Below are 25,625 nucleotides of genomic sequence, written 5' to 3' on the forward strand. Positions count from 1 at the left end.
GGATTTCAAAAACCGGCTTCCGGAGGTTTGTTCTGCGGAAATTGTCAGGTTGACCACAGGCACCACGCCCCTGACCTACACTGAGCGACAACGGCGGAGAGGAGTAATCGTGGAACCGGCGCGAGTTGTATTCTCGAACGGCGGGTTTGCCGCCAGCGCAGAAAAAGACACCCAGTGGCGGGAAGCGGGGAAGCAGCTTCTGCAAGCAGCCGCCGAATGCCAAGGCTCTGCCGCGCCCGTCCTTCACGTGCTAAAGCACCTGAACGGAGCGCTGCCGGTCCCGGGCAATGGATCGACCCGGCAGCTATGGGAGTTTTTCGCCTCGGTCGCCGCGCTTGACCTCGTCGCCGCGCGCACGCTGGAACCGCACTTCGACGCCGTCGCGATTTTGCAACAGGCATCCATCCCCAGACCCCCAACAGCCACGTGGGGCGTTTTCGCCGCCGAGGGAGCCGGCCACCGGCTTGAAGCCAGTGAAGTCTCAGGCCAGTGGACCTTGACGGGGAGCAAACCATGGTGTTCCCTGGCCGATCAACTGACTCATGCCTTGATCAGCGCACGCACTTCGCAGGGGCGGCGATTATTCATGATCGCGCTTGGCGGCTCGGAAACTGAGGTCGTGGACAGCCGCTGGGCAAGCAGGGGCTTGCAAGAAGTTCCCAGCGGCGCGCTTCGCTGCGAAGAAACCCCTGCGCAACCGGTGGGGGACGCAGGCTGGTATTTGCGACGGCCTGGATTCGCGGTTGGGGGAGTTGGCGTAGCGGCCTGCTGGTTCGGGGGAGCTGTCGGGCTGTTTCGGCACTTGCTGGGCGCGGCGCGAACACGCGAACCGGATCAATTGGCTCTTGCTTGGCTGGGAGAGGCCGACCGGTTGCTCGCCTCTGGCGCGTCCATGCTTGAGCAGGCCGCGGAACTTGCGGATCGACAGCTGCTTGGGCCACGCCAAGCCACTCAAATCAGGGGAGAAATCTCCCGGATATGTGAACGGATGCTGCGGATCAGCGCTCATGCCACCGGACCGGGACCACTCGCCTTGGATGAAAACCACGCCCGGCGGGTTGCGGACCTGTCCATCTACATCCGCCAGCACCATGCGGCACGCGATGACGCGACGCTGGGCCGCATGATTCTGGAGAATCTCGACAAGGAGCATGAACCATGGTGACTTTCAGCCATCTCCAGCAGGGGACTACTGCCCAAACCTGGCGTGACTGCGGAATCGAGGCATTAGAACCCCTGCCGTTAGACCGGGTGTTCGAATCCGCGCACCGGCTGGTGGTTCTGGCGGCCCACCCCGACGACGAAACGCTTGGCGCCGGCGGATTGGTGCACGAAGCACTGCGCCGCAACATCGCGGTGGAGATCGTCCTGTGCACCGACGGGGAATCCTCCCATCCGAACTCGAGGACATGCTCCGCCGAGCAACTGGCCGAAGTGCGCGCAAGCGAAGTTGCCCAAGCCGTGCAACGGCTTCAGCGCCACCGTGAAAGCAGCACCGGGATCACGGTGACCCGGCTGGGACTGCCCGACGGCCGGCTGGCTGAGCATCGAGCGGAACTGCGCGTAGCCCTGCTCGAACGTGCGCGCGGTTCGCGGTGCGTGCTGGCCAGCACCTACCGCGCCGATGCGCATGCGGACCACGAAGTTCTCGGCCTCATTGCCGCGGACGTCGCACAGCAACTCCTGCTCTTCCATCTGGAGTTCCCCATCTGGTACTGGCATTGGGCTTCGCCGCTCACGGATGGCCGGTGGCGGCATTGGAACAGGCTCGAATTGGACGCGGCGGCCTTCGACGCCAAACGAGAGGCGTTATCCGCGCACCGATCGCAAATACAGCCCCTGTCCGATCAGCCCGGGGATGAAGCATTACTCGGCCCTGAGATCATGGAGCACTTCTTGCAGCCCGGCGAAATTTTCCGGCTTAGCCGCCCGGGTGAGAAAGATACCGCCATGAGCGCCGCGGTTTTCGAGGATCTCTACCGGGACAAACCTGATCCGTGGAACTACAGGGACAGCGGCTACGAGGCGCGAAAACGCGGAATATTGCTCAGTTCCCTCATCCGGGAACACTACGGCACGGTACTGGAGCTGGGGTGCTCCATTGGAATTCAAACCTCGGCCTTGGCTGAACGCTGTTCTTCCCTCAGGGCGATTGACTCAAGCCGGACCGCGTTGGAGCAGGCGCAGCGGGAAACCGCACGATTCGAGCATGTGCAGCTGGAACAGCGCCTGCTGCCCGGCGAATGGCCGCAGGTCGATCCCGGCACCATGGACCTGGTCGTCATCAGCGAGATCGGCTACTTCTTTGCCGCCGACGAGCTGGAAGAGATGCTGGGGCTGTGCGCGTCCGCCTTGGCGCCGGGCGGAGAACTGCTGTTATGCCATTGGCTTCATCCCATCGAAGGATGGCCGTTGAACGGGCAAGCAGTGCACCGGATCGCTCACCGACGGCGTTGGGACCGTCTGGTAATTCACCAAGAACGGGACTTCCTGCTTGAAATCCTGCGCAAGCCCGGAGCGCTGCATGAATAGGAAACTCAGGGGAATACTTGTGGTGATCCCGGCCCACAACGAGCAAGGAAGCATCCTCGATTGCCTGAACGCCGTCGAACGCTCCAGAAAGATGCTCAAGTCGACCCACGCCGGGATCGCGGTGCGCATCGTGGTGGTCTTAGATTCCTGCAACGACGCAACCGCCCGGCATGCCAACAACTTCGCGAACACGCACCCGGGCTATTCAGTGCTCAACGTGTACTTCAGCAATGTTGGCGAAAGCCGCGCGTTCGGTGTGTCCCAGGGGATCAAGAGGCTGCCGGCCGCGCGCCGCGGGGCCGGATACTGGATTGCCTGCACCGATGCCGACACGAAGGTTCCGGGGCAGTGGCTGGGAGAATTTGTCTCCGCCTACCAAAACGGCGCGGATGCGGTAACCGGCACGGTTGAACCCGACAGGTCCGAGCTGCCGACGCGGCTTTATCGGCGCTGGAGAAAACGCTACACGCTGGCGCCTCGCCACCGGCATATTCACGGCGCGAACCTCGGGATCAGCGCTGAGACCTACTTTCGGATCGGCGGTTTCAGGCCCTTGGCAACCCATGAGGATGTTGAGCTCGTGTCACGGATCAGGCGTTCGGGGTACCGGGTAGATGCTACCGACCGATTGCACGCAATCACCTCAGGACGGTTGCAGGGCCGAGTGAACTCCGGTTTTGCAGATTATCTTTCTGCGCTTGCCGACGAAGACCATCCCGCCGCGCCCAGTTCGCCGGGGGCTATCAGAACCATCTGAGTTAGCCCCGGGAATCCAGCGGCTGAGAACCAGGCAACACATTCCCGAACGGGCGGGCGCGCCTGGGCATTACCCGGCCGCCGGAACTGCCGCGAGGAGTCGGGAAACAACCGAGCTTGAATCCTTGGCTGAAGGCGCGTCGCTGGTTTGGGGCTGGTGGCGTTTTCGGTCCTGGTACGCCACCAGCCGTATCGAGGACTAGTGCGCGCGGACCTTGGTTTCCAGTCCCCGCGTCCAGCGTTTGGTGACAGCCTGGATGACCGCGGCGCCGGCGCCGGAGATCACGGCAAAGGTGAGCACCTTTCCCAGGTTTTCTTGTTGCTGCTGCTCGGGATTGGCCGGTGTAGGCGGCAGATCGCCGGTGGCCTGTTTCCAAATGGTGCTCACCAGCTTGGTTCCGAGCCAACCGGCGGCCAGGGAAACTACCGTACCGAAGATTTTGACCAGGATTTTCATGATTCTCACCTTTCGTTGCCGTGCCTTGTTTGGGACTGCTCTTTGGCCGGTGCGCTTGGGCCTTCCCAGCGCACCTCGGCCGGGTCCTTGTCATCACGCCAACCACGCCAGACCGGATGCCGCAGCCTCCCGTCCTTTGTCAGTTCGCTGTATCGCACCTCCGCCACGTATTTCGGGGTCACCCAGCGGGCACCGCGCTGGAACTGCGCCGGGATGTGCCTGACCGGAGGGGTCTTGCGCGCGGCCTTCTCCAGCCGCTCCCGGATTTGCCTCAGCTGCAGATCCGAAAACCCCGTGCCGACCCGCCCGATGAACTCCAAACCGTCGCCGGCGGGCAGTGCCAGTAGAAGTGAACCGACGCTAGCGGCGCGGGTACCCTGGCCTTTGGTCCATCCGATGACCACGGCCTCCTGGTCCAGCAGGTGCTTGATTTTCACCCAGCTGCCGCTGCGCCGGCCCGGTTCATAATCCCCGGTGCATTCCTTGGCGAGCACCCCTTCCAACCCCAGCTCTAGACTGGTTTTAAGCGCTGCGGCCAAGGTGGGGCCGGTATGCGCCTGGGGCACCTTGACGTAATGACCTTCAGCGATTGCGTGTTCCAAGTATTTCCGGCGATCGACGTACGGCTCGTGTATCAGGTTCTGCACCTTTCCGCCTTTGCTGCGGGGCAGCTGCAGTGCATCGAAGAGCATGAAGTTGAGCCTGATGGCCTGCGCCTGCCGAAGCCGGTTGTTGCGCCGATGCGAAACCCGCTGTTGGAGCAGCGAAAAGCTTGGCCGGGCCGCCGGATCGAGGGCGACGATTTCACCGTCCAAGATAGACCCTTCCGGCGCCAGCGCCGATAGTTCTTGCAACTCCGGAAAGTCCGCTGTCATGTCGTTGCCATTGCGGCTGAGCAGTTTCACGACGCCGCTGTGAACCGTGGCAATGGCTCGGTAGCCGTCCCACTTCATTTCGAAGCACCAGTCATCGCCTTCGATAATTTCTTCCGGGGTTCCCCAACTGGCGAGCATGGGCTTGGGAACTTCGCTGAACAACTCCGCCTCAGGGCTGGCTTCCGGCGAGGTTGGACCGCTGGAAGGCTGCTCCTTGGTCAGCTGCAGGAGCCAGTTCTTATCATCCCCCATGCCCCGGGCGTGGATCAGCGCATAACGCCGGGGCTTACCGCCGAGTCCTCCGTCTTCCCGACCGGAAAGCGCCACAATAATTTCTTGGTCCTCCCGCCATTTTTCAATGACGCACTGGCCGGAGTCCCAGATGGCCACTTCGCCAGCCCCGTACTGGCCCTTGGGGATGGTTCCGTCGAAAGTCCCGTAGTCCAGCGGGTGGTCTTCGGTCATGACGGCCAGGCGCTGTATTCCCCTTTGCAGGGGCGGCCCCTTGGGGACAGCCCACGACACCAGGACCCCGTCATGTTCCAGCCTGAAATCCCAGTGCAGCCGGCTGGCATGGTGTTCCTGGATTACAAAGGACACCGGATTTTCCGCGGCGGGATTGGTCGCGGGTAGCGGATCGGTTGCCGGTTGCGGCTGCGGGACAGGCTCCGGCGTTAGCTGCGCGTCGCGTTTGGAGCGGTAGATCGAGAGCCGGTCGTGCTCCTGCTGAGCAGTCTGGGCAAGGTCCGCGAGCGGGTCGATGCCGTTGGACAGCCTCTCGAGCACCTGATGGAAGTCCAGCTGCTCCAGCTTGGAAGATTCGATTTCTTCCCATGTGCGCGGGGCGGCAACCGTCGGGTGGGAGCGGCCGCGCAGCGAATAGGGGCAGACCGTGGTTTTTGCGGCGTTGTTCTGGCTCCAATCCACAAGAACCCTGTTCTCGCGCAACGACTTTTTCATGTGTGCGACAACGAGCTTGGGATATTTGGCTTCCAACGACGCAGCCAATTGCTTGGCGACCTCGTTGACCTGGCCGGAGGTCGCAGTGCCATCCAGCGCCGCATAGAGATGGATTCCTTTGGCCCCGGAAGTGACCGGATAGGAGCGGAGATCCATGCCGTCGAGAATGCCGCGGCAGAGCAGGGCAACTTCAGCGCACTGGGCTAACCCGGCACCCGGTCCGGGATCAAGGTCCAGCACCATCCGGTCGGGATTCTGCGGTTTCAAGGCTGCGTCGAAACGCCATTGGGGGACATGCAGCTCCAAGGCGTCGACCTGGCCGAACCATGCCAGTACTGCCGCCTCGTTGGCCAGGGGATAGGTATTGGTATGGGTTTGATGTTCCAGCTCAGCTCGGGGTATCCAGCTGGGGGCGGAATCTTCCAGATCCTTGCGGAAAAATACCTTGCCGGGGTGATCCGCTGCCCCGACGCCGTCGACCCAGCGCTTTCTGGTCGCTGGGCGCCACGCCGCATGCGGCAGCAAGGCCGGCGCTACACGCTGCAAATAGTCGATGACTTCTGCTTTGGTTGTTCCCGTTTCCGGGTACAGCACCTTATCCAAGTTGCTGAGCTTCAGAGTGTGGCCATCGACGGTAACTGTGTGTTCCTGTTCCCTGCGCGTCATCTCCACCCCTTCCGTTGGCGTTGACCATCACTCTGCCTCTCCCCGGCTGGCGAATCCACTTTTCCTAGGGAGCTTTGCGTTTGGCAGGGGCTGAGCTTGAAACCGGCTGGCAGATGCCGCCGCCGTCTTTGCCGTTGCAAGGGCGCTTCATTGGGCTCATGAGAGCTGTGCGCCGGATCAACTGCTTTCGGAGCGGTGAACGTGCCGGCCAAGGACTTTGGGGTCAGCCCGGATCACGCCGTCGACCTGCACCAGGTGCGTATGGCGGACTGCGTGCGCATCAGGCATGAACGGCGGTGCGAGAGCCGCGGGAAGAAGGTCTAGTACAAGGACATCGACAAGACCTACGCGGCCGGGCAGCGAACCATGGCGCTCAGCGCCGAGGAGCTGGAAGCGCTCCCTGCGCAGAAGGGCAGGGAGATTGAAGTTCTCCAGTCCATTCCGGCCTACCAGCTGGACTCGCTGCTGCCTGAAAAGAGCTACTGCCTGAAACCGGAATCGGCATCCCCTAAAGCCTATGAGTTGCTGCGCCGCACCCTGTGGGAGACCGACGCACTGGCGGTGGTGCGGTTCGCATGGCGGTGCAAGACCCGGCTGGCCGTATTGCGTGTGCGCTCCAATGCCATTGTGCTTCAGGCGTTCAGGCGGGCCAATGAATTGCGGGATGGCTGCCCGGCCTCCGGGCCTGACCGAGGTGACCGCGGAGCCAACCTGCTCCACAATGCCCATGGTTTGGTATTTCAGGACATCACCGGCGTGCCTGGACGTGCCCAGCCGGTATCAACCTGCGCGGTGTGTTCTCGAACCGGGTCCTGCCTGAGCCCGCTGTTTTTCGTTCCTCGCCGGGCGCCGGTGCTTGCGAACCCGAACCTGCCACACACTCGTCCAGTCTTCAAGAGGAGATGCAGTGGCATGTGCCGGGAACCTCGGAGCCACGGATGGCAGGGAGTTCCAGGGGTGATCGAGCCGGGAACCTGCAAGCAAGCTGGACGCCGGTTGGACGGGTGCACCCGACTGCCTACCGTGAGGCAGAAAGGCACAACGACACAGAGGTCAAGGGGGACAGCACATGGCTGAGCGCGGGGACGGACACAACCGGCCCTCCAAGGTGGTCGGTCTGATCGCCGACCCGGGAATCGCCCAGGGGCTTGCCGATAAGGTGCACCGGAGGCTCGAGGAGAAACTCAACAGCGACGGGGAGCGGGATTTCAATTGGCAGATCATGATCGATCCGCTGAGCTTGCCGCTGAACGAGTCGGGCAGCGTGATCCTGGACGACAATATCGGGCGGCTTCGGCAGAAATACACGTGGGACTACATCATCTATCTCACCGATGCTCCGCACTACGAACATGGACGTCCGGTCCGCTCGACGCTCAACCCGGCACAGGGTTCGGCAACCTTGAGCCTGCCCAGCCTCGGTCTGGTAAGCGCGCGGACCGTCGCCCGGGCGCTGGACGAGGTCCTTGGCGAGCTGGCCACGGGTAACATGCCGGATGCACCGCCATCATCCTTGGGAAAGGCGCTGAGTGTGCGCGGAAGCCTGCGCGCGGATGAGGACGGTACCTCGCGCATCGAGAGCATTGAAGGATTCCGCGGTCGGGTGGTGCTCACGCTGGGGATGATCCGTATCAACCGTCCCTGGCGCCTCGTTCCGCAATTGTCCTCCGCGATGGCCGGTGCGGCCGCCACCGGTGCCTTCGGAGTGTTCTACACCAGCATCTGGTCGATGGCTGACTACCTGAGCAGCGCCAGGCTCGCGTTCATCACGCTGGCCAGCATCGTTTTGCTCTCGCTCTGGCTGCTTTTCCACAACCGGCTGTGGGAGAAACCCCGCGGGCATCGGCGCAAGGAGCGTATGCTCATCTACAACGTGGCCACGGTTCTGACAGTCGGATTGGCCGCGGCTGCCATGTATGTATTGTTGTTTCTGGCCCTGCTGGTGGCGGCCGTGGTGGTGATCGACCAGGAATTCCTCGGCACCCAGCTGGGCCACGAGGTGTCGTTGGCTGCCTACCTGAATCTGGCGTGGCTCGCTGCCTCGCTGGGTACCCTGGGCGGCGCCATCGGCTCCAGTTTCGACGATGTGCATTCGGTGCAGCGCGCGACCTTCAGCCAACGCGAATACGAACGGCGCAACCTGAGCCTGGATAACGAGGATGATCTCTAGGCCGCCGGCAAACACCCAAGCTCGCCATCCGGTGTGCGCCGCCCGGTGCCAGGCCCGAAGTCTGGGTTTTCCCGCAAAGCCTTGTACCGATCCTTTCCGTGCCCGCCGATCATCGCTAGCGTGGGCGTAACAGCCGGAGGCTATCCGGAACGCACCGAGGGTTCCACGCCAGAAACGGAGGATGTTCATGGCCAAAAAACCCAGTGGCCGCATCAAGGACGAGGAACTGTACGAAGAGCTGCGCGAAGAAGGCAACTCCAAACAGAAGTCGGCGCGTATTGCCAACGCGGCGGCGCGCGATGGCCGCGCCGCCGTGGGCAAGCGCGGCGGAAAAGCCGGCAGCTATGAAGACTGGACGGTCGCCGAACTGAGGGACAAGGCCCGTGCGGTCGGCGTCAAAGGCCGTTCCACGATGCGCAAGGCCGAACTCATCGATGCCTTGCGCAACTCCTAGTCTCGAAAGGAGAAACAGATGAGCGGGAAACGCAACTGCGACGAAACCGCACGCACCACGCAACCGGACCGGGAGGGCAAGCCGCTGGAGCCTGCCGGGGACGAGCAGGTGGCCCGGCGCGGTCGGATCTCGGAAGACACGTCGAGCCAGGCCAGCGGGGCTCAGGACGACGAACGATTCGACGCAGGTTGAGCAAACAGGCGCCACAAGGGAGGCACACATGTCTTATGAGCAGGTGGAACCACGCAAAAGACGGCCAGGACTCTGGCTGATGATCATTGGCGGGTTGATTGCGGCGGGTTTCGCGATCCTGGCCCTCCTTTCTGAGGCCGGCAGTTCGCCCGGTCCGCTGTGGATCGTCGTCGGTTGGGGCGGCTTGGTTTTCCTTTACGGCCTGTACCGTGTGGTGAAGGGACCCAGCAGCCTGGACCACCGCAAGGGCGGGACAGACGCCAACGGGCGCTGACCTTGCACCCGCGGGCATGGCCCGAAAACCGTCCGCGTCCCCGCGGGAGGCGGCCGGTTTCCGCGGCCCTGGAAGTTGTCGGGGAGCCCGGATTTGCCGAGACCAGCACGCCGGCGCCGGGTGTCCGCCAGCAGTCGAAGAGATCTCGAAGGCCCGGCCGGAGGGAACCTGCCAGGATCTGATTAATCCTGTACTCGCTCCCGCCAGCAACGATAATCGGTAGAACCAAGACCGTTGCCAACCGGCGGCGGCAAGTGAAGGGAGCAGCATCATGGGTTTTCTGGACAAGGCCAAAGAGGCCATCAGCCATGCCGCCGAGCGGATCAAGGACCCGGACAAGGACGTCGTTGAGAACAATTGGCCAGCCGGCGAAACGCCGGAAGACCTAGGGCTTGGGAAGGAAATGGCGAAAGAGCCGGAGCTGGACCCCATCCAGGGCAGCGATCCGGAGCTGGAAAACTCCTCCGACGACCAATACGACAAGGACTAGCAGGAATCCACGGCCTGGCCCGAACCTAGCGGAGGACAACAGAACAATGCACAATTGCAATACCTGTGGAGCACCGACGGCACGGCCTCTCAGGCTCGGATTCGACGACCGCCACGGACACTACGACAGCTTTGAATGCGCCATCCACGATCTCGCCGAGCGGTGCTCGCACTGCGATTGCATGATCTTGGGTCATCCCGTCTACGCGGCAGACGCCCCGTACTGCTGCCAGCACTGCTCGGAACACAGCTGACCCATGGATCTCACCGGATCGTTGCGCAACCCGGCCCTGCTCCTTGTTGATATGCAAGAGGGATTCTTCCAGGTCGAGGAATTGGCACGGCAGCGCGCCGGGTTGGTGTCCGCGTGCAACCGGCTTTGCGCCGCGGCGCGCGGGGCCGGCTTGCCGATTATCGAGGTGCGCACCGTGCACAAAAATGACAAATCCACCTGGACCTTGAAAATGCTCGAGGATAACCAGGGTTACCTCTTCGAGGGCACCTGGAAAGCCCGGACCCTGGGCGAACTGGAGCTGGAGGGGAGCATTGAACTTGTCAAACGGCGCGATAGCGCGTTCTGGAACACGCAGCTGCAGGGACTGCTGTCGCAGTTGGGGGTCTCCTCGGTGATCTTGGCTGGGGTGTCGTCTGAAACGTGCATTGCGGCTACCGCCACCGACGCGTTCAGCGCCAATCTGCCGGTATTCCTTGCCAGGGATGCCTTGGCCTCCGCCGACCCGCACTTTGAGGAGGCGACCTTGAAGTTCCTCGAAGAGCACTATCGCCAGCGGATTCACACCACGCAGGAGCTGATTGCCCGGCTTGGCGCAGACCCGAAGACCGGCACCGAGAAAGGAACAAACCATGAGCTTGAACAATTCTGAATTCGACGACGTGCGAGGCGACAACGACGCGGACGAACCAATGGACGGCCGGGACAGCCAGCCTGCCGCGGGTTCGTCCGACGCCCCGCAGACCCTGGACGCCGAGGATCCGTTGCGCGGCCCGGACCGCGTCTTGCACGTGAACGATGCCGATCCGTTGGGACTAGATCCCCAGGCCCTTCGGCCAGAGCCCCTCGACGAGGACCGCGGCATTGACGAGGAAGACGAAACCGCGGATTCCGGGATCGACGACGAGCGTCAGGTCAACCTCCCGGACAACCGGCAGAGCCCGGATGCACCCTAGCCGCGGCCGACGCAAAAAGGCCAAGGTCCGGCAAGCGCCAGCATGGCCGAGGGCCTTGGCAATTTTTGTTGCCTGCGCGGCGAAAACCCCGGTGGCGACCGGCGCCGCCAGGCGAGGCGGTGATCGTGTGTCTTCGTGAACCACCGGGTAGCCGGATACGCGATGCATCCGAAGGCCAGCAGGATCAGCGACCGCAACCAGATGTTTTTGTCCTGCACGATGAGCAGCGCAACGCAGGCCGCACGGCGAGGTATGGAATCAGGACCGGAGCCCGGAAGTGTTTGTGTCCTATCTTGTCCAGGCGCAGCACCAAGACTGCCAAATTGGTGCTGGTGAACACGAAAAGCTATAGCACACCACGGTCTTGGCCAGCGTCGCCAAATCGCCGATCAGGGTTAACGACATCGCGATCAGCGTCGTGCCGAGGATCGCAACCCACGGGGTGCGGCGTTGGAGCCATGCACGCCCCAGCACCGCCACCAGGGCCACCAGTGCATAAACTCCGGCGCCCAGAATGTCGCCGAGGATGAACGGGTGCAGCAGCGGGCCGGAAATCCCCTTTCTCCAGTTTGCTTTCATTTGCCAACCTCACGGTTTTGCCCCTGCTTCGTGGGTGAAAAAGGAGACCTTGCCATTGGACTCCAAGATGGCCAGCCGGATCGAACTGTATTCTTCGATCCCCGCCTGGCGTGCGAGCATGCTCAGCTCATCCAGGCCGATGCGTTCCCCGCTCAGTGCCCGCCGGTCGATGACTCCATCACGCACCAGCACGATGGGGCGCCCCAAGGTGAGCTTGCCTACCTTCGGCCAGCGCATGTTCGCGAAAGATAGGACAACCGCCAGAAGCACCATGGTGAGTGCTGCCAACAGGCTGCCGGTCAGCGAACGGTCTTCCATGGTGATGCCCTGCTGCACCAGATCGCCGAGCACGACGAACAAGATCAACTCGAATGAGCTCAGTTCACCCAAGGTGGAGCGTCCCGCGGCGCGGGTCACCAGCCACAGGATCACGAAGGCTACGGCGGCGCGAATGACAATTTCCATTAGGGGACCCTCCAAGTGGTAAACGGGACATCGACGGTTGAAGCTCCGACCTCGACCCGGAGGTTTCCGCTGGTGCGCAAATCCCACCGGTCCGAAGCCCTGCCCGTGACCCGCACCAGCATGCGCGTGGCGTCCGGCTGGGCGGCCACCTCGAATTCCACCGCCCCGGTCTCATCGGCACTTTGCGACTCTGGGTCGGGGAACACCGCGAGGTCCTCGAAGAACAGCAGGTAGTCGTCGGTCAGGCGCAGTGTGAAGGTCTCGGTCAGCGGGGTATCGGATTCGACTAGTATTTCCAGCTCGATTTCATTACCGGCCCGGGCGACGCCCGGATGGCGCAACTGGACATGCAGTCCGTCTTGGGAGCGTTCTGCGCTGGATTCGATGTCGAATGCCCCGAACGCCGCGGCTAGGACAATGGCTGCGACAAAGATAATGATGGCTCGGCCAATCAGGCGTCGAGTGCGGTGGGCGTCCTCGTTAATGACGTCTTCCAACGTGGAATCGGAGACCTTGGCGTTGTGAATATTAACCATCAAAACTCCTCGCGCTCATTTTGGTCGAGACTAGCCGTGAACGAGGGTGTTGTCTTAGCCGGCAGGATGTTCACAGCCCTTTTCCAGCACGCCGGGCCCGCACGCAGTTTCTGGAAGTCTGCTCAGTTTCATTGAACTTCATCGTGGCGGGTGGGAAAGTTGGCCGAGAAAGGAGAATCGTATGTCTGCAAATGATGTGATCGCCCAAGACGAACTCAACGGATACCTCCAGGAGATGCCGCATTGGCGGAAGATTCCCGGCGCCATTGCCGCAGTTTTCGAAACCAAGACCTCCGCCGCCGCGATTGAGCTGTTCAGCGATATCGCCGGCGCCGCAGAGCTGGACAACCACCATCCCAATGTGGACTGGCGCTACAACAAGGTTTTTGTCACGACGACCTCCCATGACGCTGGCGGGCAGCTCACCACCCGGGACATTGCACTGGCCAGCAAGATCTCGGAGCGGGCCACGTCCCTTGGCGCTAAACCACGTGTTGACCTGATTAGCGCCGTGGAGATCGCCATCGATACCGACAACCCGGAAGAGATCGCGCAGCAATGGGCGGCCGGGCTTGGATACACCACACTGCAGGATGGAAGCTTGGCCGATCCGAATGGACGCGGCCCGGCCATCTGGTTCCAGAAAACCGCAACACCGAATGCGAACCGGTTGCACCTTGACGTTTGGGTCCCGAATTCTGCCAGCGGTCCGGTACTGAAGAATCTTCAGGATGTCCGAACACATGCTGACGCGCAAGAAGCCCCGTCGTTTACCGTCATCACCGACGCGCAAGGCAACCGTTTCTGCATCTGCACCGAAGCCGACCGGTAACGCTGAGCCTGGCTGAACAATAGGGAAACGTAGTCTCCGCTGATTGCCTGTAGGCCGGTGGCACCCAAACTGTCGGTGCCATTGGCTTATGCTTGATCTCAGGTTCAAGAGTTGCGATGAGAAGTACCTGGCTAGTCGCACGGCAACCCTCCTCATCGAGCGGGGTGCCCCAGGGGAAGAACTGACCTAGACAAAAGTTTGGGTAAGTCGGTGAGTCTGCCCAGCGTCAATGCCGCTTGGCTGGCTCCCTCAGCAGGAGCGCATCATGAATCAGGACGAAGAATTCTCAATTGAAAATCCAGAGGGTACGAACCTAGAACGCCTGTGGCAAGGCGTCGTGCTCGAATTCCCATTTTACGGCGGAAATGACTTTGAGCAACGGGCGATGCATAAGGTGCTCAGCAGCCGGAGACTCGCCAGCGGCCGGTTGAATGACTTGTCGGATCATATGAGAAGTTACATTGCCCGCTGGATCGCGGTGGGGTTCACCCCTGAACTGTATTGGGCCGTGAGCAGCTCAGTGCTGGAGGCCACCGAGTCCGCGCGGCGGTGTAGCAAGGGACCTGAAGACTCCAGCCGGCTGGAAGATCGGCTGCACCGGCTTGGCATTCTGGCTCCCAACCCGAGAGCCGGAAAGTACTACAAACGGCTGATGCACAGCGATGGCCCACCGACACTGAAAGATTTTGTTGATTGCCAGTATCCGGATCATGTGGTGCAGCTGGAACCTGAAGAATGGGCGGATTTCCCTCGGTACATGCTCTTCGGGACACCGTCGGCTGCGGTGCGAGAGTTTATCTACGGTGACCCCGGGCAGTAGCTGAATCCGGATTGTTCCGCGGGCCCTGCGCTCAGGGCAGGGCCCGCGGAACGGTCAGCGCGGTGCTTCGGGTAGCCAACCTTTTCCGGTCATTGGAACCGGCTAAACCAGAGGTTCATCCACGCTCAGGATCGTTGTGCTGGGCATCCGGGTCATTCTCGAACCCGCTAGGTATATTGTGCGAACGATCAATCCCCTGAACCCAACCGAAGTATGAGGCGCCCTCTTCATCGCCGGAATCATCAAATTCCGGATCACTGGTTCCTCCAAGGAAATTCCGGGTGAGCGTTGCCGCGTCGCTCATAAGTTCCTCTGCCGCCCCCAGCAGGTGTTGATCGCTTGGAACGTCTCCTGCGACAGCGGCATTCAGGATTGCTCGGCGTACCAGTTCCTTGGTAAACGAAGCGGTTGTTCCCTCGGTTCGCTCAGCGACCTCTTGAACCACATCTGCACGTGGATTCAGCTTGGCCGCATACAGCTCCAACAGGGCAATTCGACCGGCAAGTTCGGGCCGCGGAATCTCGACCGCAAGGTCAATGCGGCCGGGGCGTTGCACGAGTGCCTGCTCCAGTGAATCAACCCGATTGGTGGTGAGCAGGAAGGTGACATCTGCATCTGCTTCCAGGCCGTCCATGGCATCAAGAACCTCAAAAAGCAACGGCTGCGGGCCATGCCCGAAACCGCGGTCCTCGGCAATCAAATCGCAGTCCTCCAGCACCACAATCGAGGGCTGAAGTGCGCGGGCCATGGCCGAGGCTTGGGAGACCAGAGGCAACGTATTGCCATTGAGCAGGATGACCGTGTGTTCGGCCGCGGCCGAGGCTAAATACCTGACGGTATGTGTTTTGCCGGTGCCCGGAGGACCGTACAACAAGACACCACGTTTCAGGTGGGCGCCCAAGGCGGTTAATATGTCGCGGTGTTCTCCCACACCGAGGACTTGTTCTTCAATACGCTCCCGCAGGCCATCGGGTAGAACCAGTTGCTGCGCCGTGAAAGGTTCGCGGCGGTGGAAGGTGACACCGGCATTTGAATCCTGATAATCGCTGCTTTTGAAGGAGATGACGTGTCCCCGGAAAATGCTTGAGGTGCGTAGCTCGTTTCGAAATTCTTTGAGAAACGCATCCGTCGTGTTTTCATTGGGGCAGAGGATCTCCACCGAGGCTTCGGATCTCCCGTATTCCGGATTCGCCTTCCTGATCAGTACCGCTAACGGAGCGGATTGATAGTGAATCAGGTGGATGCCCAGCGAGAGGAATCGTTGTTGGCTGTCCGGACCCACAGCCAAGGATGTATAGGAAGGTTCGCCAACACAGGCCATGCCGTTTTCCGGAGAGAGCAGGTCGGCCAGATCGCTGTGGTGACGTTGCGGGCTGGAAATGCCAACAACGCGGGCGTGCGGATCAAGACCGGCAATGCGATCCAAGATGATGTTCGCATCAGCCAGTCGGTGCGGGCCGAACACCTCGGTGACCAGTGGCAGCGCAGTCGGCGAGACTCCCAGGTGCGTTTGCAGCACTGGGGCCAACAATTCTCCCGCGGGTGTGTTGTGGTACTCGCCAGCCAGAGTGGTCAGTTTGTTGAAAGAAGCCATAAAGGCACGCAGGTCTGCATCCATGAACCGAGCCTAACAGCGAAAGACTCCTAGTCGATAGGTAATTTATGGTTCTTTGACGGATTCGTCAGCGATGCAAGCGGTCAGGGAAACTAGTGCACCGAGTCTCAGCGAATCGTGGACGCATAGTCATCAAGGATTTGAAGAATGTTTTGATGCTGCCAGACGCGGTTCCTGCGCAATCCCGATGTCTCTTTCAGCACTCCTCGTTCGCTGAGTTTCGCAATGGCCCGTTGAGCGACCGCATCCGTGACTCCTAGGGAGTTCTTCAGATAGCTGGCGTTGATGATAGGTTGCGAGATCAGCAGGGAACGGATGTCAGTGCAGGGTTTCGAAGACTCCAGAGCGTTTTGTCTTAAACAGCCTTACTTTCACTTATCTGCTAAGTGATAGTAAAGATATTCCTTACTTTTACTTGTTCAGGGAGAGCCCTCGCCGCCGTAGCCGTTCCGTGTCGGGACTATCTGCACCCAGAGATGAGACTCGGTCTGTCGTTCAGCGGAGGGTTTCACCTCGGATGGAATCCCCATGGGGGACTACGTTCAGTGGATATGGTTCTGCAATCGCCCACAAATTTTTGAGTTCAAAATTCCCTGAAATGCACGGGATTCCACCAGTTGGCGTAAATCAATCGCAAGGATGACTTCACTTGTCGATTACGAGGGTTAGACTGGCAATCGCTCTTAGTTCGTCATGCCCTTAACCCGGAGGGTCATGGTGTCGAAGAGCCCGATGCTAGCGAGGACAAACCGATGCTTCTGAAGCTCATCCTGAAACATTCAAAACCCTATTCGGCATGGATTACCGCGGTCGTGATCCTGCAGCTGGCCACCACGATGGCCACCCTCTACCTACCCAGCCTGAACGCCAGGATCATCGACGTTGGTGTAGTCAGCGGCGATATCGACTACATCTGGCGCACCGGCGGACTCATGCTGGTGGTTGCCCTGATCCAGGTCGCCACTGCGGTGGCCGCCGTGTACTACGGTGCCAAGACCTCGATGAGCATTGGACGAGACATTCGCCAAGCCGTCTTTGAACAGGTCTCCACCTTCTCCGCCCAAGACGTCAACAAATTCGGCGCGGCAACGCTGATTACCCGTGGCACCAACGACGTGCAGCAGATTCAGATGCTGACACTGATGGCGTTGAACTTCATGATCAATGCACCAATCATGTCCGTAGGCGGCGTGATCATGGCCATCCGTGAAGATCCGGGACTGTCTTGGCTTGTCTGGGTCTCGGTGCCGGTCGTGCTCATCGTTGTTGGCCTGCTGGTCATCAAGCTGATGCCGCTGTTCCGCGACATGCAGGTTCGTATTGACGGTATCAACGGCGTGCTGCGCGAGCAGATCACCGGCATCCGTGTGGTGCGTGCCTTTGTGAGGGAACAGCATGAAACCGAACGTTATGACGATGCCAACCAGAAGCTGACAGACCTCGGTGTCAAGGTCGGTAACCTGTTTGTCCTGATGTTCCCGGCGATCACCATGATCCTTCACCTGTCCACCGCGGCGGTGCTCTGGTTCGGCGGGCACCGTGTGAACAACGGTGAGGTGGAAATTGGCGCGCTGACCGCCTTCTTGCAGTACCTGCTCCAGATTCTGATGGCAGTGATGATGGGTACCTTCATGGCTATGATGGTGCCGCGCGCCATGGTGTCGGCGGATCGTATCAGCGAAGTTCTGGATACCGAGCCGAGCATGCAGGACGCTCAGGAACACAACATCCAGCTTCCGGAACCGGGCACGGTTGAATTCCGGGACGTGAGCTTCGGCTACCCCGGGGCGGAAGCTCCGGTGTTGTCCAATATTTCCTTTACCGCGAAGCCCGGAGAGACCACCGCAATCATCGGATCCACCGGTTCAGGCAAAACGACGCTGCTGAACTTGATTCCACGCCTGTACGACACCACGGACGGCGAGATTCTTATTGGCGGTGTGCCGTTGAAGCAGCTGGGACGCGAGACCATCTCACAGAATATTTCTGCGGTGCCACAGCGTCCGTACCTGTTCTCCGGAACGATCTCCAGCAACCTTCGTTTCGGTGCGCAGGACGCCACCGAGGATGAGTTGTGGGAGGCGCTGCGGGTGGCGCAGGCCGAAGATTTTGTGCTTGAACGTGAGGGACAGCTGGAATCCGGCGTCTCACAGGGCGGTACCAACGTCTCGGGCGGTCAGCGCCAGCGACTGTGTATTGCCCGTGCCTTAGCGGCCAAACCGAAAACGTATCTTTTTGACGATTCGTTCTCCGCCTTGGACGTGAACACCGATGCCAAGTTGCGTGCAGCCTTGGCGGAACCGACCAAGGACGCTGCGGTGATCATTGTGGCCCAGCGTGTGTCCACCATTACCGGGGCGGATCAGATCCTGGTCCTTGACCACGGTGAAATTGTGGCTAGGGGAACCCACCAGGAGCTGCTTGAGTCCTCGGAAACCTACCAAGAAATCGTGACGTCCCAGCTCAGCGTGGAGGAGGTGGCCTAAATGGCGAAAAAACGTAGTAAAAACGAATCTCCTGCAAACGATGCGGACACCATGACCGCAATGGACGCCGAGTTGGCGGCCGTTGACGAGTTCGATACGGCCGCCGGCTCAGACGACTGGAGCGGCGGCGCTCCGGTGCGCAAGGCCCAGCACTTCTGGCCATCAGCCAAACGCCTGATCGGCCTGATGTCGCCATACAAACTCGGAATGGTCATCGTTTTTGCCTTGATCACCGTGTACGTCGTGCTGTCGGTAGTTGCCCCGAGGATTCTCGGCAAGGCCATGGACGTGATTTTTGCCGGCATGATTGGCAAAAACATCCCCGCGGGCACCCCTGCGGATCTGGTCATCCAACAGCTGCGGGATTCCGGCCAGGGAACCCAAGCCGACATGCTTTCCAAGGTCGATTTCGTGCCGGGTGAAGGAATCAACTTCACCCTGCTCTCGCAGTACATCTTGATTGTCCTGTCCATGTACTTCATCGCGTCGGTTTTCTCCTGGGCCTCGGGCTGGTTGCTGAACCGACTGGTGATGCGTGTGGTGTACAAACTGCGCAAAGACGTGGAGGACAAACTCAACCGTCTGCCGTTGAACTACTTCGACACCCGTCAGCGTGGAGACCTGCTCTCACGTGTGACCAACGATGTGGATAATATCCAGAACGCGCTGCAACAGGCACTGAGCCAGCTGGTGCAGTCGATCATGACGGTCATCGGCATTGTGATCATGATGTTTGTGGTGTCCTGGCAAATGGCGCTGATCGCGCTGGTGGCGTTGCCGCTGTCCGCGGCGGCCGCCGGCATCATTGGCACCCGGGCGCAGAAGCTGTTCACCGCGCAGTGGAAAAACACCGGTGCGCTGAACGGCCAGATCGAAGAGTCCTTCTCCGGACACGAGCTGATGAAGGTCTTCGGCCGTGAAGACGACATGGTTGACCGCTTCACCGCCCGCAACGAAGAACTGTACAAGGCGAGCTTCGGCGCGCAGTTCGTTTCGGGCATGATCATGCCGGTCATGAACTTTGTGTCCTACCTGTCCTACGTGGGTATCGCCGTGGTCGGCGGCCTGCGAGTCGCCTCGGGCACCATGAGCCTGGGCGATGCCACCGCATTCATCCAGTACTCGCGCGAGTTCACCCAGCCGCTGGGCCAGATCGCCGGCGTGGCGAACATGTTGCAGTCCGGTGTGGCCTCGGCCGAACGAACCTTTGAGCTGCTGGATGCCGATGAGCAGGACCCGGATGACGCAACGGCAACCCTGCCCGAGCGCACCGATGGACACGTGGCTTTCGAAAACGTGAGCTTCTCCTACACCCCGGAGAAGCCGCTGATCGAGAACCTCTCCTTCGAGGCGGATCCGGGGCACACCGTGGCCATCGTCGGTCCAACCGGTGCCGGCAAAACCACTCTGGTGAACCTCGTGATGCGATTCTACGAGTTGAACTCGGGACGGATCCTGCTTGATGACATTGACGTGACCGATCTGTCCCGCGCCGACCTGCGTTCAAAGGTTGGAATGGTGCTTCAGGATGCATGGCTCTTTGGCGGGTCCATCATGGAGAACATCCGGTACGGGCGTTTGGACGCGAGCGATGAGGAGGTGATCGAGGCTGCGAAGGCAACCTTTGTTGATCGTTTTGTGCGTGCTCTGCCGGATGGGTACGACACCATCATCGATGAGGACGGGACCAATGTGTCGGCCGGTGAGAAGCAGTTGATCACCATTGCCCGCGCGTTTGTCGCCAACCCTTCGTTGCTGATCCTCGACGAGGCAACCTCCTCGGTGGATACCCGTACCGAACTGCTGGTGCAGCAGGCAATGGCCGCGCTGCGCAGCGACCGCACCAGCTTCGTGATCGCCCACCGCTTATCCACCATTCGTGATGCCGACACCATCTTGGTGATGGAAGCCGGCCGCATTGTGGAGCAGGGAAATCACGAGCAGCTGCTGGCCGCCAAGGGTGCGTACTACAACCTGTACCAGTCGCAGTTCTCCGGCCCAGCCGAAGACGTGGACGCCAACCCCGACACCGCGGCAGTTCCTGTCACCGGTGCAGGGCCCGTCCAACAGGCGCCTCAGGCATCACCTGCACCGGAAACCACTGAGTAATCCGGCCAAGTGAGCAAGCCGTGGCCACGGAAAACCCTTCCGTGGCCACGGCTTGATCTGTTTAAATGCAAGAAGACCGGCATCGGGTGTTGAAATCCCTGCACCGGGTTTTCTTCTCCCGGAAATCGAAAACTCAGGATGCTTCGGTAAGCCCCGCCGGTTTGGTTCGGGTTGTGGTCTTCCACAGGGCACTGGCAACGATCCCCAGGAGCAGCGGGCCGGCGACGTTGAACACCCGCCAGATGATCAAGGCCGCCAACACCGGTTCTTGGACCACGTCGGTGCCGGCGACTTCGATACAGGCCACGGAAATAGCCACATCCACCACACCCATCCCGGACATGGGGAAAGCGGTGAGTGGAAAAGCGAAAAGGAAGGCCACGGCAATATCTGCCACGCTTAATGTCTGCGGGCTCAACCCGACAAAACGCATTGCCAGCAGCAGCAACAGCCCGTCGAAAAAGACCATCAGGTAGGAGACCGCCAAGGAGCGCGGAAAAGCGTAGGCGAAACGTGAGGACAGTTCGCGTTGGAAGTTCAGGCATTTTTGTCCCCACTCTGCCGGGCTCACTGAACGTTTGACCCGGCACACCAGCCTGCCGCACCCTTCGCCCAAGGCCTTGGCCGCTGAATCGGAGCGGGTCATGATCAATACGGCACCGATCAAGGCCGCGGCGATGAGCAGGCTGATGACATCAAGCCAGCGGAAACCTAGCTCGTGACCGGTGGCCAGCACCAGAATGAAACCAAATAGGGGAGCGGAGAACCGCACGATAAAAAACGTCATGGCGTTCATGGTGGTTCCGGCGATCGCCACCGGGGTGCGGATGCCCCAGGAAGAAAACATGCTCACCCGCAGGGCCACATCACTTGGCGGTGGGGCGAACGCGGTGAGCATGGTGGCCGAAAGATCGTTGAGGGTGGCGCGATACAGCGAGACCCCTTCAATGTAGTAGGCCAGCGGGGCGGCATTGGCGACCTGACGCGCAAGCAGCACCAGCAGGAGAATCAACAGATGCCACCACGAAAGCTGAGACATGGCGCGGCCCACGGATTCCCAATCCATGGAACGCATCATGCGCACAATGGCTATGGTAACAACCACTCCCAAGGCGAAAAGGACTGTGCGGCGCAGCCACGCTTTGAGTGCGGGGTTTGTGGAGGACAATGGGCAGTCACCTTTCGCAGGCTACAGCCCGCCGTACACAAGTACAGCGGGCTGTTAATCGCAGACTTCAGTTCACTTCGACGGGTCGGGAATTTCTTCCGGACGGTAACGTGGCAGCCGGGAGGCAGGCAGCGCCGCGACGGCGCTTAAGCCAGCAAGAATCAAGAACCCTAAACGCAAGGTGCGCAAGCGCTGTTCTTCATTCAGTTCAACGGCCGCGCTGATTTGTTCATCGGTCGCGGTGGTTTCCGCCAACACCTTGCCCAGCTCATCATTGCTGATGAAGTTGATGTTATCCAAGGAAACCTGCGCTACCAATTCTTCGGGTAGTTCCGGGTGCTCGTTGACGGCCGTGGTGACGCCGGTTGAAAGCACCGTGACCAGCACCGCGCCCATGACGGCGGTGCCGACCGCAGAGGCGAGGTTCTGCGTGGTGCCGCGCAATGAACCAACATCTCCGGCGAGCTTTTTGGGCACCGCGGTGACCAGCACGTTGAATACCAAGGTCACCAGGGCGCCCTGGCCGATACCGAAAACAATCAAACCGATGATTGTCGGGAAGGTTTCCCAGTTGTTGGTCACCACAAACGAGAGCCAGATCAGTGCCGCAGTGGTCAAGGCGAAGGAGAACAAGGCGATGGCCCGCGGGGAGAAGCGGTTGTAGAAACGTACAATCAACGTCGCGGTGATAAAAACCGTCAGGTTGAACGGCATCATGGCCAGCGAGGTGTCGAAGGGCGTGCGCCCCTGGACTACCTGGATGTAGGTCGGCACGGTGAAGTTCACTGCCGCTTCCATCGCCACGATAATGAACATCGCATACACCGCTGAACGTTCGGTGGGGTTGGACAGGACGCTGAGGTCCACCAGCGGTTCACGGCCAGCACGCATCCGCGCGCGGGTGCGCATGAAAAATAGCTGACCGAAGACCACGCCGAGCACCACAAACACCGGGGCCGGTGACAGCGCACCCAGGGAGAACGGTGCGTTATCCGTGGCGGAGAGGATGCCCCACGCATTGAGATTGTTGAAACCCAACGTCAGCAGTACGATCGACGCGCCAATGAGTGCCGAAGCAACCAGGTCGATCTTGATTCCGGGATTGCCTTTGTCAGACCGCAACCTGAAACTGAGGACAAACACCAGAATCGCCAGTACCAGGGTCACTAGGAACACCGGTCTCCAGCCGACCAACGTACCCAGTGTGCCGCCAATCAAGAATGCACTCACCCCGGAGAACGCGCGAGCCGACCCCAAGGACCCAACGGCCGTGGCTTGTTGCTCGCCCCGGTAGTTTTCGGCGATTAGGGCCACCAGTGCCGGAACAATAATGGCCGCGCAGGCGCCGGCCACCACCTGTCCGCCGATGGCCCATCCCACGGTGCGCGAGAAGATCATCATGAGACTGGAGATGGCGAACAACGCCACCACGACCCGGAAAATCAGGACCCAGCCGATGCGTGCCCCAAGTTTTGCTCCGGTCATCACCAGTGCGGCGACGGCCAAGCCGTACACCACAATCGTGGAACTGACGGTGGTCGGAGGAACCCCGAAATCTTCAACCATGCCGCCCAAGGAGATCGGCAGGGCGGCAACGTTGAATGACATCAGCACCTGGGCTAAAAAGAGCCCAACCATGGGTGCCCAAGAGCGTTTCAGCTCAGCTTCGGTGGAGCTTGTTGTACTAGACATTATTTCCTTTCACTTGGGCGGACGATGCGAAAAGATTAAGACCCAGGGCCTTGGAGAGATACGCGCAAACACGCTGGCTGCGCACCGAATTTCCGGCGGAGTCCAGCGGCGGGGAGTACAAACCGACCGCCCCTTTCCCTGGGGAAATGGCGACCATGCCACCGGCGACCCCGGATTTGGCGGGCAGGCTGATTTCGAAAAGCCATTCGCCGCTGCGTTCATACAGGCCGCATGATGCCATGAGCGCCAAGGTATCCCGCGCGGTCTCCGCCCCGATGACCTGTTCACCGGTGACAGGATTAACCCCGCCATCGGCCAACGTGGCCCCCATGACCGCCAGGTCGTGCGCCGTCACCGAGAGTGAACACTGCCGGGTGTAGATGTCTACGATTTCCAGCGGGTCGCGGGTGATCCGTCCGTAGCTTTCAAGCAGGCGCGCGATTGCCTTGTTCCGGGTGTTGGTGGCCATCTCAGACCGGTAGACCTGGCCGTCCAACTCGAGCTGGCGCCCGGCGAACGCCGATAATCCGGAACGGATGTTTTCCCATTGCTCGGCGGCCGATTCACCGGGCATCATTGCGGTGGTGGCCAACGCGCCGGCGTTAACCATTGAATTCATCGGGCTGCCATTGTTCAGTTCCATCGCCATCACCGAGTTGAATGGCAAGCCGGTGTTGTTCACACCGATCTGCTGATGCAGCTGGGCATGTCCGGAGGATTCGCAGACCAAGGCAAAAACAAAAGCCTTGGAAATTGATTGGATGGAGAACTTCAGTTCGGTGTCCCCGGCGGGATAATGTCCACCGAACACATCAATCAGGCTGATGCCGAACCAGTTCGGATCTGCTTCGGCGAGAATGGGGATGTAGTCGGCCACGGCGCCATCGGTATGCCCTGCATAGCGGGCGTGCGCCTCGGCGACAGCCTGCGCCACTCGTTCTTTGCTGGGTAGATCACCGGTGAATGATCGCTGGAGTACGTCATGGGTGTCGGCTTCGAACATGTGGCTCCTTAGACTGCGAAATCTGTGGCACTGCAAGGACCTAGAGCGAGTCGAGGACCTGATCGACGTCGGCAAAACGTTTCACCGAGGGCTTCTCGATCAATTGACCTCTTGCACAAACCATAACCGGATATTCGAAACTGCGCAGATTTTCTAGCGGGTTTTCAGATAACACCACAAAGTCCGCAGCCAGCCCTGGACGCAACGCACCGGTTGTTTCTGCAATCCCGAGGATCCGGGCATTCATTCCGGTTGCCGAATGCAGTAGCTGGGCTGCGCTGATCCCTGCGTAGCGCGAGGCATAATCCATTTCGCGCCAGGTGCCGGAGTGGGTGAGGCAGATCAGTTTCTAATCCAGCCCCAAAGGGGGAAAATGAATGCTGGGACCTGATAATCCATGGCGGTCAGTGGCAAGATGATGAGCGTGGGAGTGCACAATAGTTCGTGCCACGCTGCGACTTCGCAATAGAAACCAAATGCGGAAGGGCTCGTGAGCGCATCGGAACTCACCTATTTGTTTGTCTCTCGGCCACGGTTAGGTCCGAACGCATGGAAGCACGGAGCGCAAAACTGGTTTTGTTCTCGCCATTGCGCAAGAAATGATCAACGAACACTTTGGCAGAAAATTGGCAGTCGTTGCATCGTGGCTTTCGACTCCGAACAGACGTCTGGCTCAAACTCCGTCCAGCCCATTACTGATTTCCTAACTTTTCAGAGTTCAGTATCAGGCTGGACGGATTCGAAAAACCAAGAACGATTAGCCCATCTGTGAGATTTCTTCCTTGCGTTTGTCTGCCTGGACTTCAGCGAAGTCGGTCGCGTCCAAATCAGTGTCAAAGGCTAACCCGAAGCCGACCACATAGCGTCCTACAGCGGGAGAGAGCCTGAACAGCGAGAAGTCGAGGGTGCGCAACAGATCCAGGAGGCTCTTTTTGAAACGTACGTTGAGTTGTTCGAATACATCTTCAAAGTCGGTTTCGTCCTCGATGACCTCTACATCGCAGAGAAAACGTGCTCGTTCACGGGCGAATAGGTTTCGTGAGGTGTTTTCATCAGCCAGCATCATTGCGTTGACTTTTTTGGCGGCCTTCAAATGCCAGTAATGTTCAGCGATTTTGGAGATGTACACATACATTTCTCCATCGCGGATGACGAATGGCGCGTATGAGATGAACGGCAAACCTTGATCATCCAAGGTGCTTAGCACTAGCGTCTGGCAGTTGTTTCGGAAAGCCAGATACGCCTCAGAACGTTCATCGAGCGACAGGGAATCAGCCATATGTCCTCCTCAGGACTCAAATAATTTG

The 25,625-nt window shown here is 60.1% G+C and carries 26 protein-coding genes and 1 riboswitch; of the genes, 15 read left to right on the top strand and 11 right to left on the bottom strand.

Annotated features, from left to right (window positions below):
• The first annotated feature begins 109 nt into the window (after positions 1-109).
• Genes ACIOWL_RS03910 through ACIOWL_RS03920 form a run of 3 tightly spaced genes read left to right on the top strand, consistent with a single transcriptional unit; the run spans position 110 to position 3,289 of the window.
• Positions 110-1,165, top strand: a complete 1,056-nt coding sequence (locus ACIOWL_RS03910) for an acyl-CoA dehydrogenase (RefSeq protein ID WP_400381892.1) — start codon at positions 110-112, stop codon at positions 1,163-1,165.
• Positions 1,159-2,532: a PIG-L family deacetylase gene (locus ACIOWL_RS03915; RefSeq protein ID WP_400381894.1), complete on the top strand. Its 1,374-nt coding sequence runs from the start codon at positions 1,159-1,161 to the stop codon at positions 2,530-2,532. Before ACIOWL_RS03910 ends, ACIOWL_RS03915 begins: the two co-directional genes overlap by 7 nt.
• Positions 2,525-3,289: a glycosyltransferase gene (locus ACIOWL_RS03920; protein WP_400381895.1), complete on the top strand. Its 765-nt coding sequence runs from the start codon at positions 2,525-2,527 to the stop codon at positions 3,287-3,289. Before ACIOWL_RS03915 ends, ACIOWL_RS03920 begins: the two co-directional genes overlap by 8 nt.
• Positions 3,290-3,487: 198 nt before the next feature.
• On the opposite strand, the gene ACIOWL_RS03925 is transcribed toward ACIOWL_RS03920, so the two are convergent.
• Both ACIOWL_RS03925 and ACIOWL_RS03930 read right to left on the bottom strand, forming a co-directional pair.
• Positions 3,488-3,745 carry a DUF4235 domain-containing protein gene (locus ACIOWL_RS03925; RefSeq protein WP_400381897.1) on the bottom strand — a complete coding sequence of 86 codons (258 nt, stop codon included), beginning with the start codon at positions 3,743-3,745 and terminating at the stop codon, positions 3,488-3,490.
• 5 nt (positions 3,746-3,750) lie between these two features.
• Positions 3,751-6,246, bottom strand: coding sequence for an ATP-dependent DNA ligase (locus ACIOWL_RS03930; protein WP_400381898.1), 2,496 nt, complete (start codon positions 6,244-6,246; stop codon positions 3,751-3,753).
• Between the two features lie 333 nt (positions 6,247-6,579).
• Here ACIOWL_RS03930 and ACIOWL_RS03935 point away from each other — a divergent pair, with 333 nt between their 5' ends.
• The 8 genes from ACIOWL_RS03935 (at position 6,580) to ACIOWL_RS03970 (ending at position 11,013) form a co-directional block, all read left to right on the top strand.
• Positions 6,580-7,323, top strand: a complete 744-nt coding sequence (locus ACIOWL_RS03935) for a Ku protein (RefSeq protein WP_400382394.1) — start codon at positions 6,580-6,582, stop codon at positions 7,321-7,323.
• Positions 7,316-8,416, top strand: coding sequence for a hypothetical protein (locus ACIOWL_RS03940; protein ID WP_400381900.1), 1,101 nt, complete (start codon positions 7,316-7,318; stop codon positions 8,414-8,416). The genes ACIOWL_RS03935 and ACIOWL_RS03940 overlap by 8 nt, the downstream gene beginning before the upstream one ends.
• Positions 8,417-8,603: 187 nt before the next feature.
• Complete coding sequence (locus ACIOWL_RS03945; RefSeq protein WP_400381902.1) at positions 8,604-8,870, top strand: Rho termination factor N-terminal domain-containing protein; 267 nt, start codon at positions 8,604-8,606, stop codon at positions 8,868-8,870.
• A gap of 18 nt (positions 8,871-8,888) precedes the next feature.
• Entirely contained in the window at positions 8,889-9,062 is a 174-nt protein-coding gene (locus ACIOWL_RS03950) for a hypothetical protein (RefSeq protein ID WP_400381904.1), read from the top strand.
• 28 nt (positions 9,063-9,090) lie between these two features.
• Entirely contained in the window at positions 9,091-9,336 is a 246-nt protein-coding gene (locus tag ACIOWL_RS03955) for a hypothetical protein (protein WP_400381905.1), read from the top strand.
• 271 nt (positions 9,337-9,607) lie between these two features.
• On the top strand, positions 9,608-9,826 hold the full coding sequence (locus ACIOWL_RS03960; protein WP_400381907.1) for a hypothetical protein: 219 nt from the start codon (positions 9,608-9,610) through the stop codon (positions 9,824-9,826).
• Positions 9,827-10,082: 256 nt separating this feature from the next.
• Positions 10,083-10,709: a cysteine hydrolase family protein gene (locus tag ACIOWL_RS03965; RefSeq protein WP_400381908.1), complete on the top strand. Its 627-nt coding sequence runs from the start codon at positions 10,083-10,085 to the stop codon at positions 10,707-10,709.
• The gene (locus ACIOWL_RS03970) at positions 10,690-11,013 is read left to right on the top strand and encodes a hypothetical protein (RefSeq protein WP_400381910.1); all 324 of its coding nucleotides are present in this window, start codon (positions 10,690-10,692) and stop codon (positions 11,011-11,013) included. Before ACIOWL_RS03965 ends, ACIOWL_RS03970 begins: the two co-directional genes overlap by 20 nt.
• Before the next feature lie 288 nt (positions 11,014-11,301).
• Here the strand turns inward: ACIOWL_RS03970 and ACIOWL_RS03975 are convergent, their stop codons facing one another.
• The 3 genes from ACIOWL_RS03975 to ACIOWL_RS03985 are packed head-to-tail and all read right to left on the bottom strand — an operon-like array spanning position 11,302 to position 12,593.
• Positions 11,302-11,592: a hypothetical protein gene (locus ACIOWL_RS03975; protein WP_400381912.1), complete on the bottom strand. Its 291-nt coding sequence runs from the start codon at positions 11,590-11,592 to the stop codon at positions 11,302-11,304.
• A gap of 9 nt (positions 11,593-11,601) precedes the next feature.
• Entirely contained in the window at positions 11,602-12,057 is a 456-nt protein-coding gene (locus ACIOWL_RS03980) for a DUF421 domain-containing protein (RefSeq protein WP_400381914.1), read from the bottom strand.
• The gene (locus ACIOWL_RS03985) at positions 12,057-12,593 is read right to left on the bottom strand and encodes a hypothetical protein (protein ID WP_400381916.1); all 537 of its coding nucleotides are present in this window, start codon (positions 12,591-12,593) and stop codon (positions 12,057-12,059) included. Before ACIOWL_RS03985 ends, ACIOWL_RS03980 begins: the two co-directional genes overlap by 1 nt.
• 181 nt (positions 12,594-12,774) lie before the next feature.
• Here ACIOWL_RS03985 and ACIOWL_RS03990 point away from each other — a divergent pair, with 181 nt between their 5' ends.
• Positions 12,775-13,425: a 4a-hydroxytetrahydrobiopterin dehydratase gene (locus ACIOWL_RS03990; protein ID WP_400381918.1), complete on the top strand. Its 651-nt coding sequence runs from the start codon at positions 12,775-12,777 to the stop codon at positions 13,423-13,425.
• Between the two features lie 102 nt (positions 13,426-13,527).
• Positions 13,528-13,640, top strand: a riboswitch (SAM riboswitch).
• Between the two features lie 50 nt (positions 13,641-13,690).
• Entirely contained in the window at positions 13,691-14,245 is a 555-nt protein-coding gene (locus ACIOWL_RS03995) for a hypothetical protein (protein WP_400381920.1), read from the top strand.
• A gap of 115 nt (positions 14,246-14,360) precedes the next feature.
• Here the strand turns inward: ACIOWL_RS03995 and ACIOWL_RS04000 are convergent, their stop codons facing one another.
• The gene (locus ACIOWL_RS04000; RefSeq protein ID WP_400381922.1) at positions 14,361-15,863 is read right to left on the bottom strand and encodes an AAA family ATPase; all 1,503 of its coding nucleotides are present in this window, start codon (positions 15,861-15,863) and stop codon (positions 14,361-14,363) included.
• A gap of 749 nt (positions 15,864-16,612) precedes the next feature.
• Between ACIOWL_RS04000 and ACIOWL_RS04005 the strand changes: the two genes are divergently transcribed.
• Both ACIOWL_RS04005 and ACIOWL_RS04010 read left to right on the top strand, forming a co-directional pair.
• Positions 16,613-18,346, top strand: a complete 1,734-nt coding sequence (locus ACIOWL_RS04005) for an ABC transporter ATP-binding protein (protein WP_400381924.1) — start codon at positions 16,613-16,615, stop codon at positions 18,344-18,346.
• Complete coding sequence (locus tag ACIOWL_RS04010; protein ID WP_400381926.1) at positions 18,347-20,455, top strand: ABC transporter ATP-binding protein; 2,109 nt, start codon at positions 18,347-18,349, stop codon at positions 20,453-20,455.
• 133 nt (positions 20,456-20,588) lie between these two features.
• Here ACIOWL_RS04010 and ACIOWL_RS04015 read toward each other — a convergent pair whose 3' ends face one another.
• The 5 genes from ACIOWL_RS04015 to ACIOWL_RS04035 all read right to left on the bottom strand — a co-directional run bounded on the left by ACIOWL_RS04015 (position 20,589) and on the right by ACIOWL_RS04035 (position 25,597).
• On the bottom strand, positions 20,589-21,623 hold the full coding sequence (locus ACIOWL_RS04015) for a lysylphosphatidylglycerol synthase domain-containing protein (protein WP_400381928.1): 1,035 nt from the start codon (positions 21,621-21,623) through the stop codon (positions 20,589-20,591).
• 72 nt (positions 21,624-21,695) lie between these two features.
• Positions 21,696-23,315 (bottom strand): MFS transporter, encoded by a 1,620-nt coding sequence (locus ACIOWL_RS04020; protein ID WP_400381930.1) that lies wholly within the window; start codon positions 23,313-23,315, stop codon positions 21,696-21,698.
• Positions 23,308-24,318, bottom strand: a complete 1,011-nt coding sequence (glsA, locus tag ACIOWL_RS04025) for a glutaminase A (protein WP_400381932.1) — start codon at positions 24,316-24,318, stop codon at positions 23,308-23,310. Before glsA ends, ACIOWL_RS04020 begins: the two co-directional genes overlap by 8 nt.
• A 40-nt stretch (positions 24,319-24,358) precedes the next feature.
• On the bottom strand, positions 24,359-24,628 hold the full coding sequence (locus ACIOWL_RS04030) for an amidohydrolase family protein (protein ID WP_400381934.1): 270 nt from the start codon (positions 24,626-24,628) through the stop codon (positions 24,359-24,361).
• Between the two features lie 447 nt (positions 24,629-25,075).
• On the bottom strand, positions 25,076-25,597 hold the full coding sequence (locus ACIOWL_RS04035; RefSeq protein WP_400381936.1) for a HugZ family protein: 522 nt from the start codon (positions 25,595-25,597) through the stop codon (positions 25,076-25,078).
• Between the last annotated feature and the right edge of the window lie 28 nt (positions 25,598-25,625).

Origin of the sequence: Glutamicibacter sp. NPDC087344, from assembly GCF_044744225.1 — a bacterium.
Classification (GTDB): Bacteria; Actinomycetota; Actinomycetes; order Actinomycetales; family Micrococcaceae; genus Glutamicibacter.

Coding starts and splice junctions, on each gene's coding strand:
- ACIOWL_RS03915 (WP_400381894.1), top strand. CDS start 1,159: ATGGTGACTTTCAGCCATCTCCAGCAGGGGACTACTGCCCAAACCTGG.
- ACIOWL_RS03920 (WP_400381895.1), top strand. CDS start 2,525: ATGAATAGGAAACTCAGGGGAATACTTGTGGTGATCCCGGCCCACAAC.
- ACIOWL_RS03925 (WP_400381897.1), bottom strand. CDS start 3,745: ATGAAAATCCTGGTCAAAATCTTCGGTACGGTAGTTTCCCTGGCCGCC.
- ACIOWL_RS03930 (WP_400381898.1), bottom strand. CDS start 6,246: ATGACGCGCAGGGAACAGGAACACACAGTTACCGTCGATGGCCACACT.
- ACIOWL_RS03940 (WP_400381900.1), top strand. CDS start 7,316: ATGGCTGAGCGCGGGGACGGACACAACCGGCCCTCCAAGGTGGTCGGT.
- ACIOWL_RS03945 (WP_400381902.1), top strand. CDS start 8,604: ATGGCCAAAAAACCCAGTGGCCGCATCAAGGACGAGGAACTGTACGAA.
- ACIOWL_RS03950 (WP_400381904.1), top strand. CDS start 8,889: ATGAGCGGGAAACGCAACTGCGACGAAACCGCACGCACCACGCAACCG.
- ACIOWL_RS03955 (WP_400381905.1), top strand. CDS start 9,091: ATGTCTTATGAGCAGGTGGAACCACGCAAAAGACGGCCAGGACTCTGG.
- ACIOWL_RS03960 (WP_400381907.1), top strand. CDS start 9,608: ATGGGTTTTCTGGACAAGGCCAAAGAGGCCATCAGCCATGCCGCCGAG.
- ACIOWL_RS03965 (WP_400381908.1), top strand. CDS start 10,083: ATGGATCTCACCGGATCGTTGCGCAACCCGGCCCTGCTCCTTGTTGAT.
- ACIOWL_RS03970 (WP_400381910.1), top strand. CDS start 10,690: ATGAGCTTGAACAATTCTGAATTCGACGACGTGCGAGGCGACAACGAC.
- ACIOWL_RS03975 (WP_400381912.1), bottom strand. CDS start 11,592: ATGAAAGCAAACTGGAGAAAGGGGATTTCCGGCCCGCTGCTGCACCCG.
- ACIOWL_RS03980 (WP_400381914.1), bottom strand. CDS start 12,057: ATGGAAATTGTCATTCGCGCCGCCGTAGCCTTCGTGATCCTGTGGCTG.
- ACIOWL_RS03985 (WP_400381916.1), bottom strand. CDS start 12,593: ATGGTTAATATTCACAACGCCAAGGTCTCCGATTCCACGTTGGAAGAC.
- ACIOWL_RS03990 (WP_400381918.1), top strand. CDS start 12,775: ATGTCTGCAAATGATGTGATCGCCCAAGACGAACTCAACGGATACCTC.
- ACIOWL_RS03995 (WP_400381920.1), top strand. CDS start 13,691: ATGAATCAGGACGAAGAATTCTCAATTGAAAATCCAGAGGGTACGAAC.
- ACIOWL_RS04000 (WP_400381922.1), bottom strand. CDS start 15,863: ATGGATGCAGACCTGCGTGCCTTTATGGCTTCTTTCAACAAACTGACC.
- ACIOWL_RS04005 (WP_400381924.1), top strand. CDS start 16,613: ATGCTTCTGAAGCTCATCCTGAAACATTCAAAACCCTATTCGGCATGG.
- ACIOWL_RS04010 (WP_400381926.1), top strand. CDS start 18,347: ATGGCGAAAAAACGTAGTAAAAACGAATCTCCTGCAAACGATGCGGAC.
- ACIOWL_RS04020 (WP_400381930.1), bottom strand. CDS start 23,315: ATGTCTAGTACAACAAGCTCCACCGAAGCTGAGCTGAAACGCTCTTGG.
- glsA (WP_400381932.1), bottom strand. CDS start 24,318: ATGTTCGAAGCCGACACCCATGACGTACTCCAGCGATCATTCACCGGT.
- ACIOWL_RS04030 (WP_400381934.1), bottom strand. CDS start 24,628: ATGGATTATGCCTCGCGCTACGCAGGGATCAGCGCAGCCCAGCTACTG.
- ACIOWL_RS04035 (WP_400381936.1), bottom strand. CDS start 25,597: ATGGCTGATTCCCTGTCGCTCGATGAACGTTCTGAGGCGTATCTGGCT.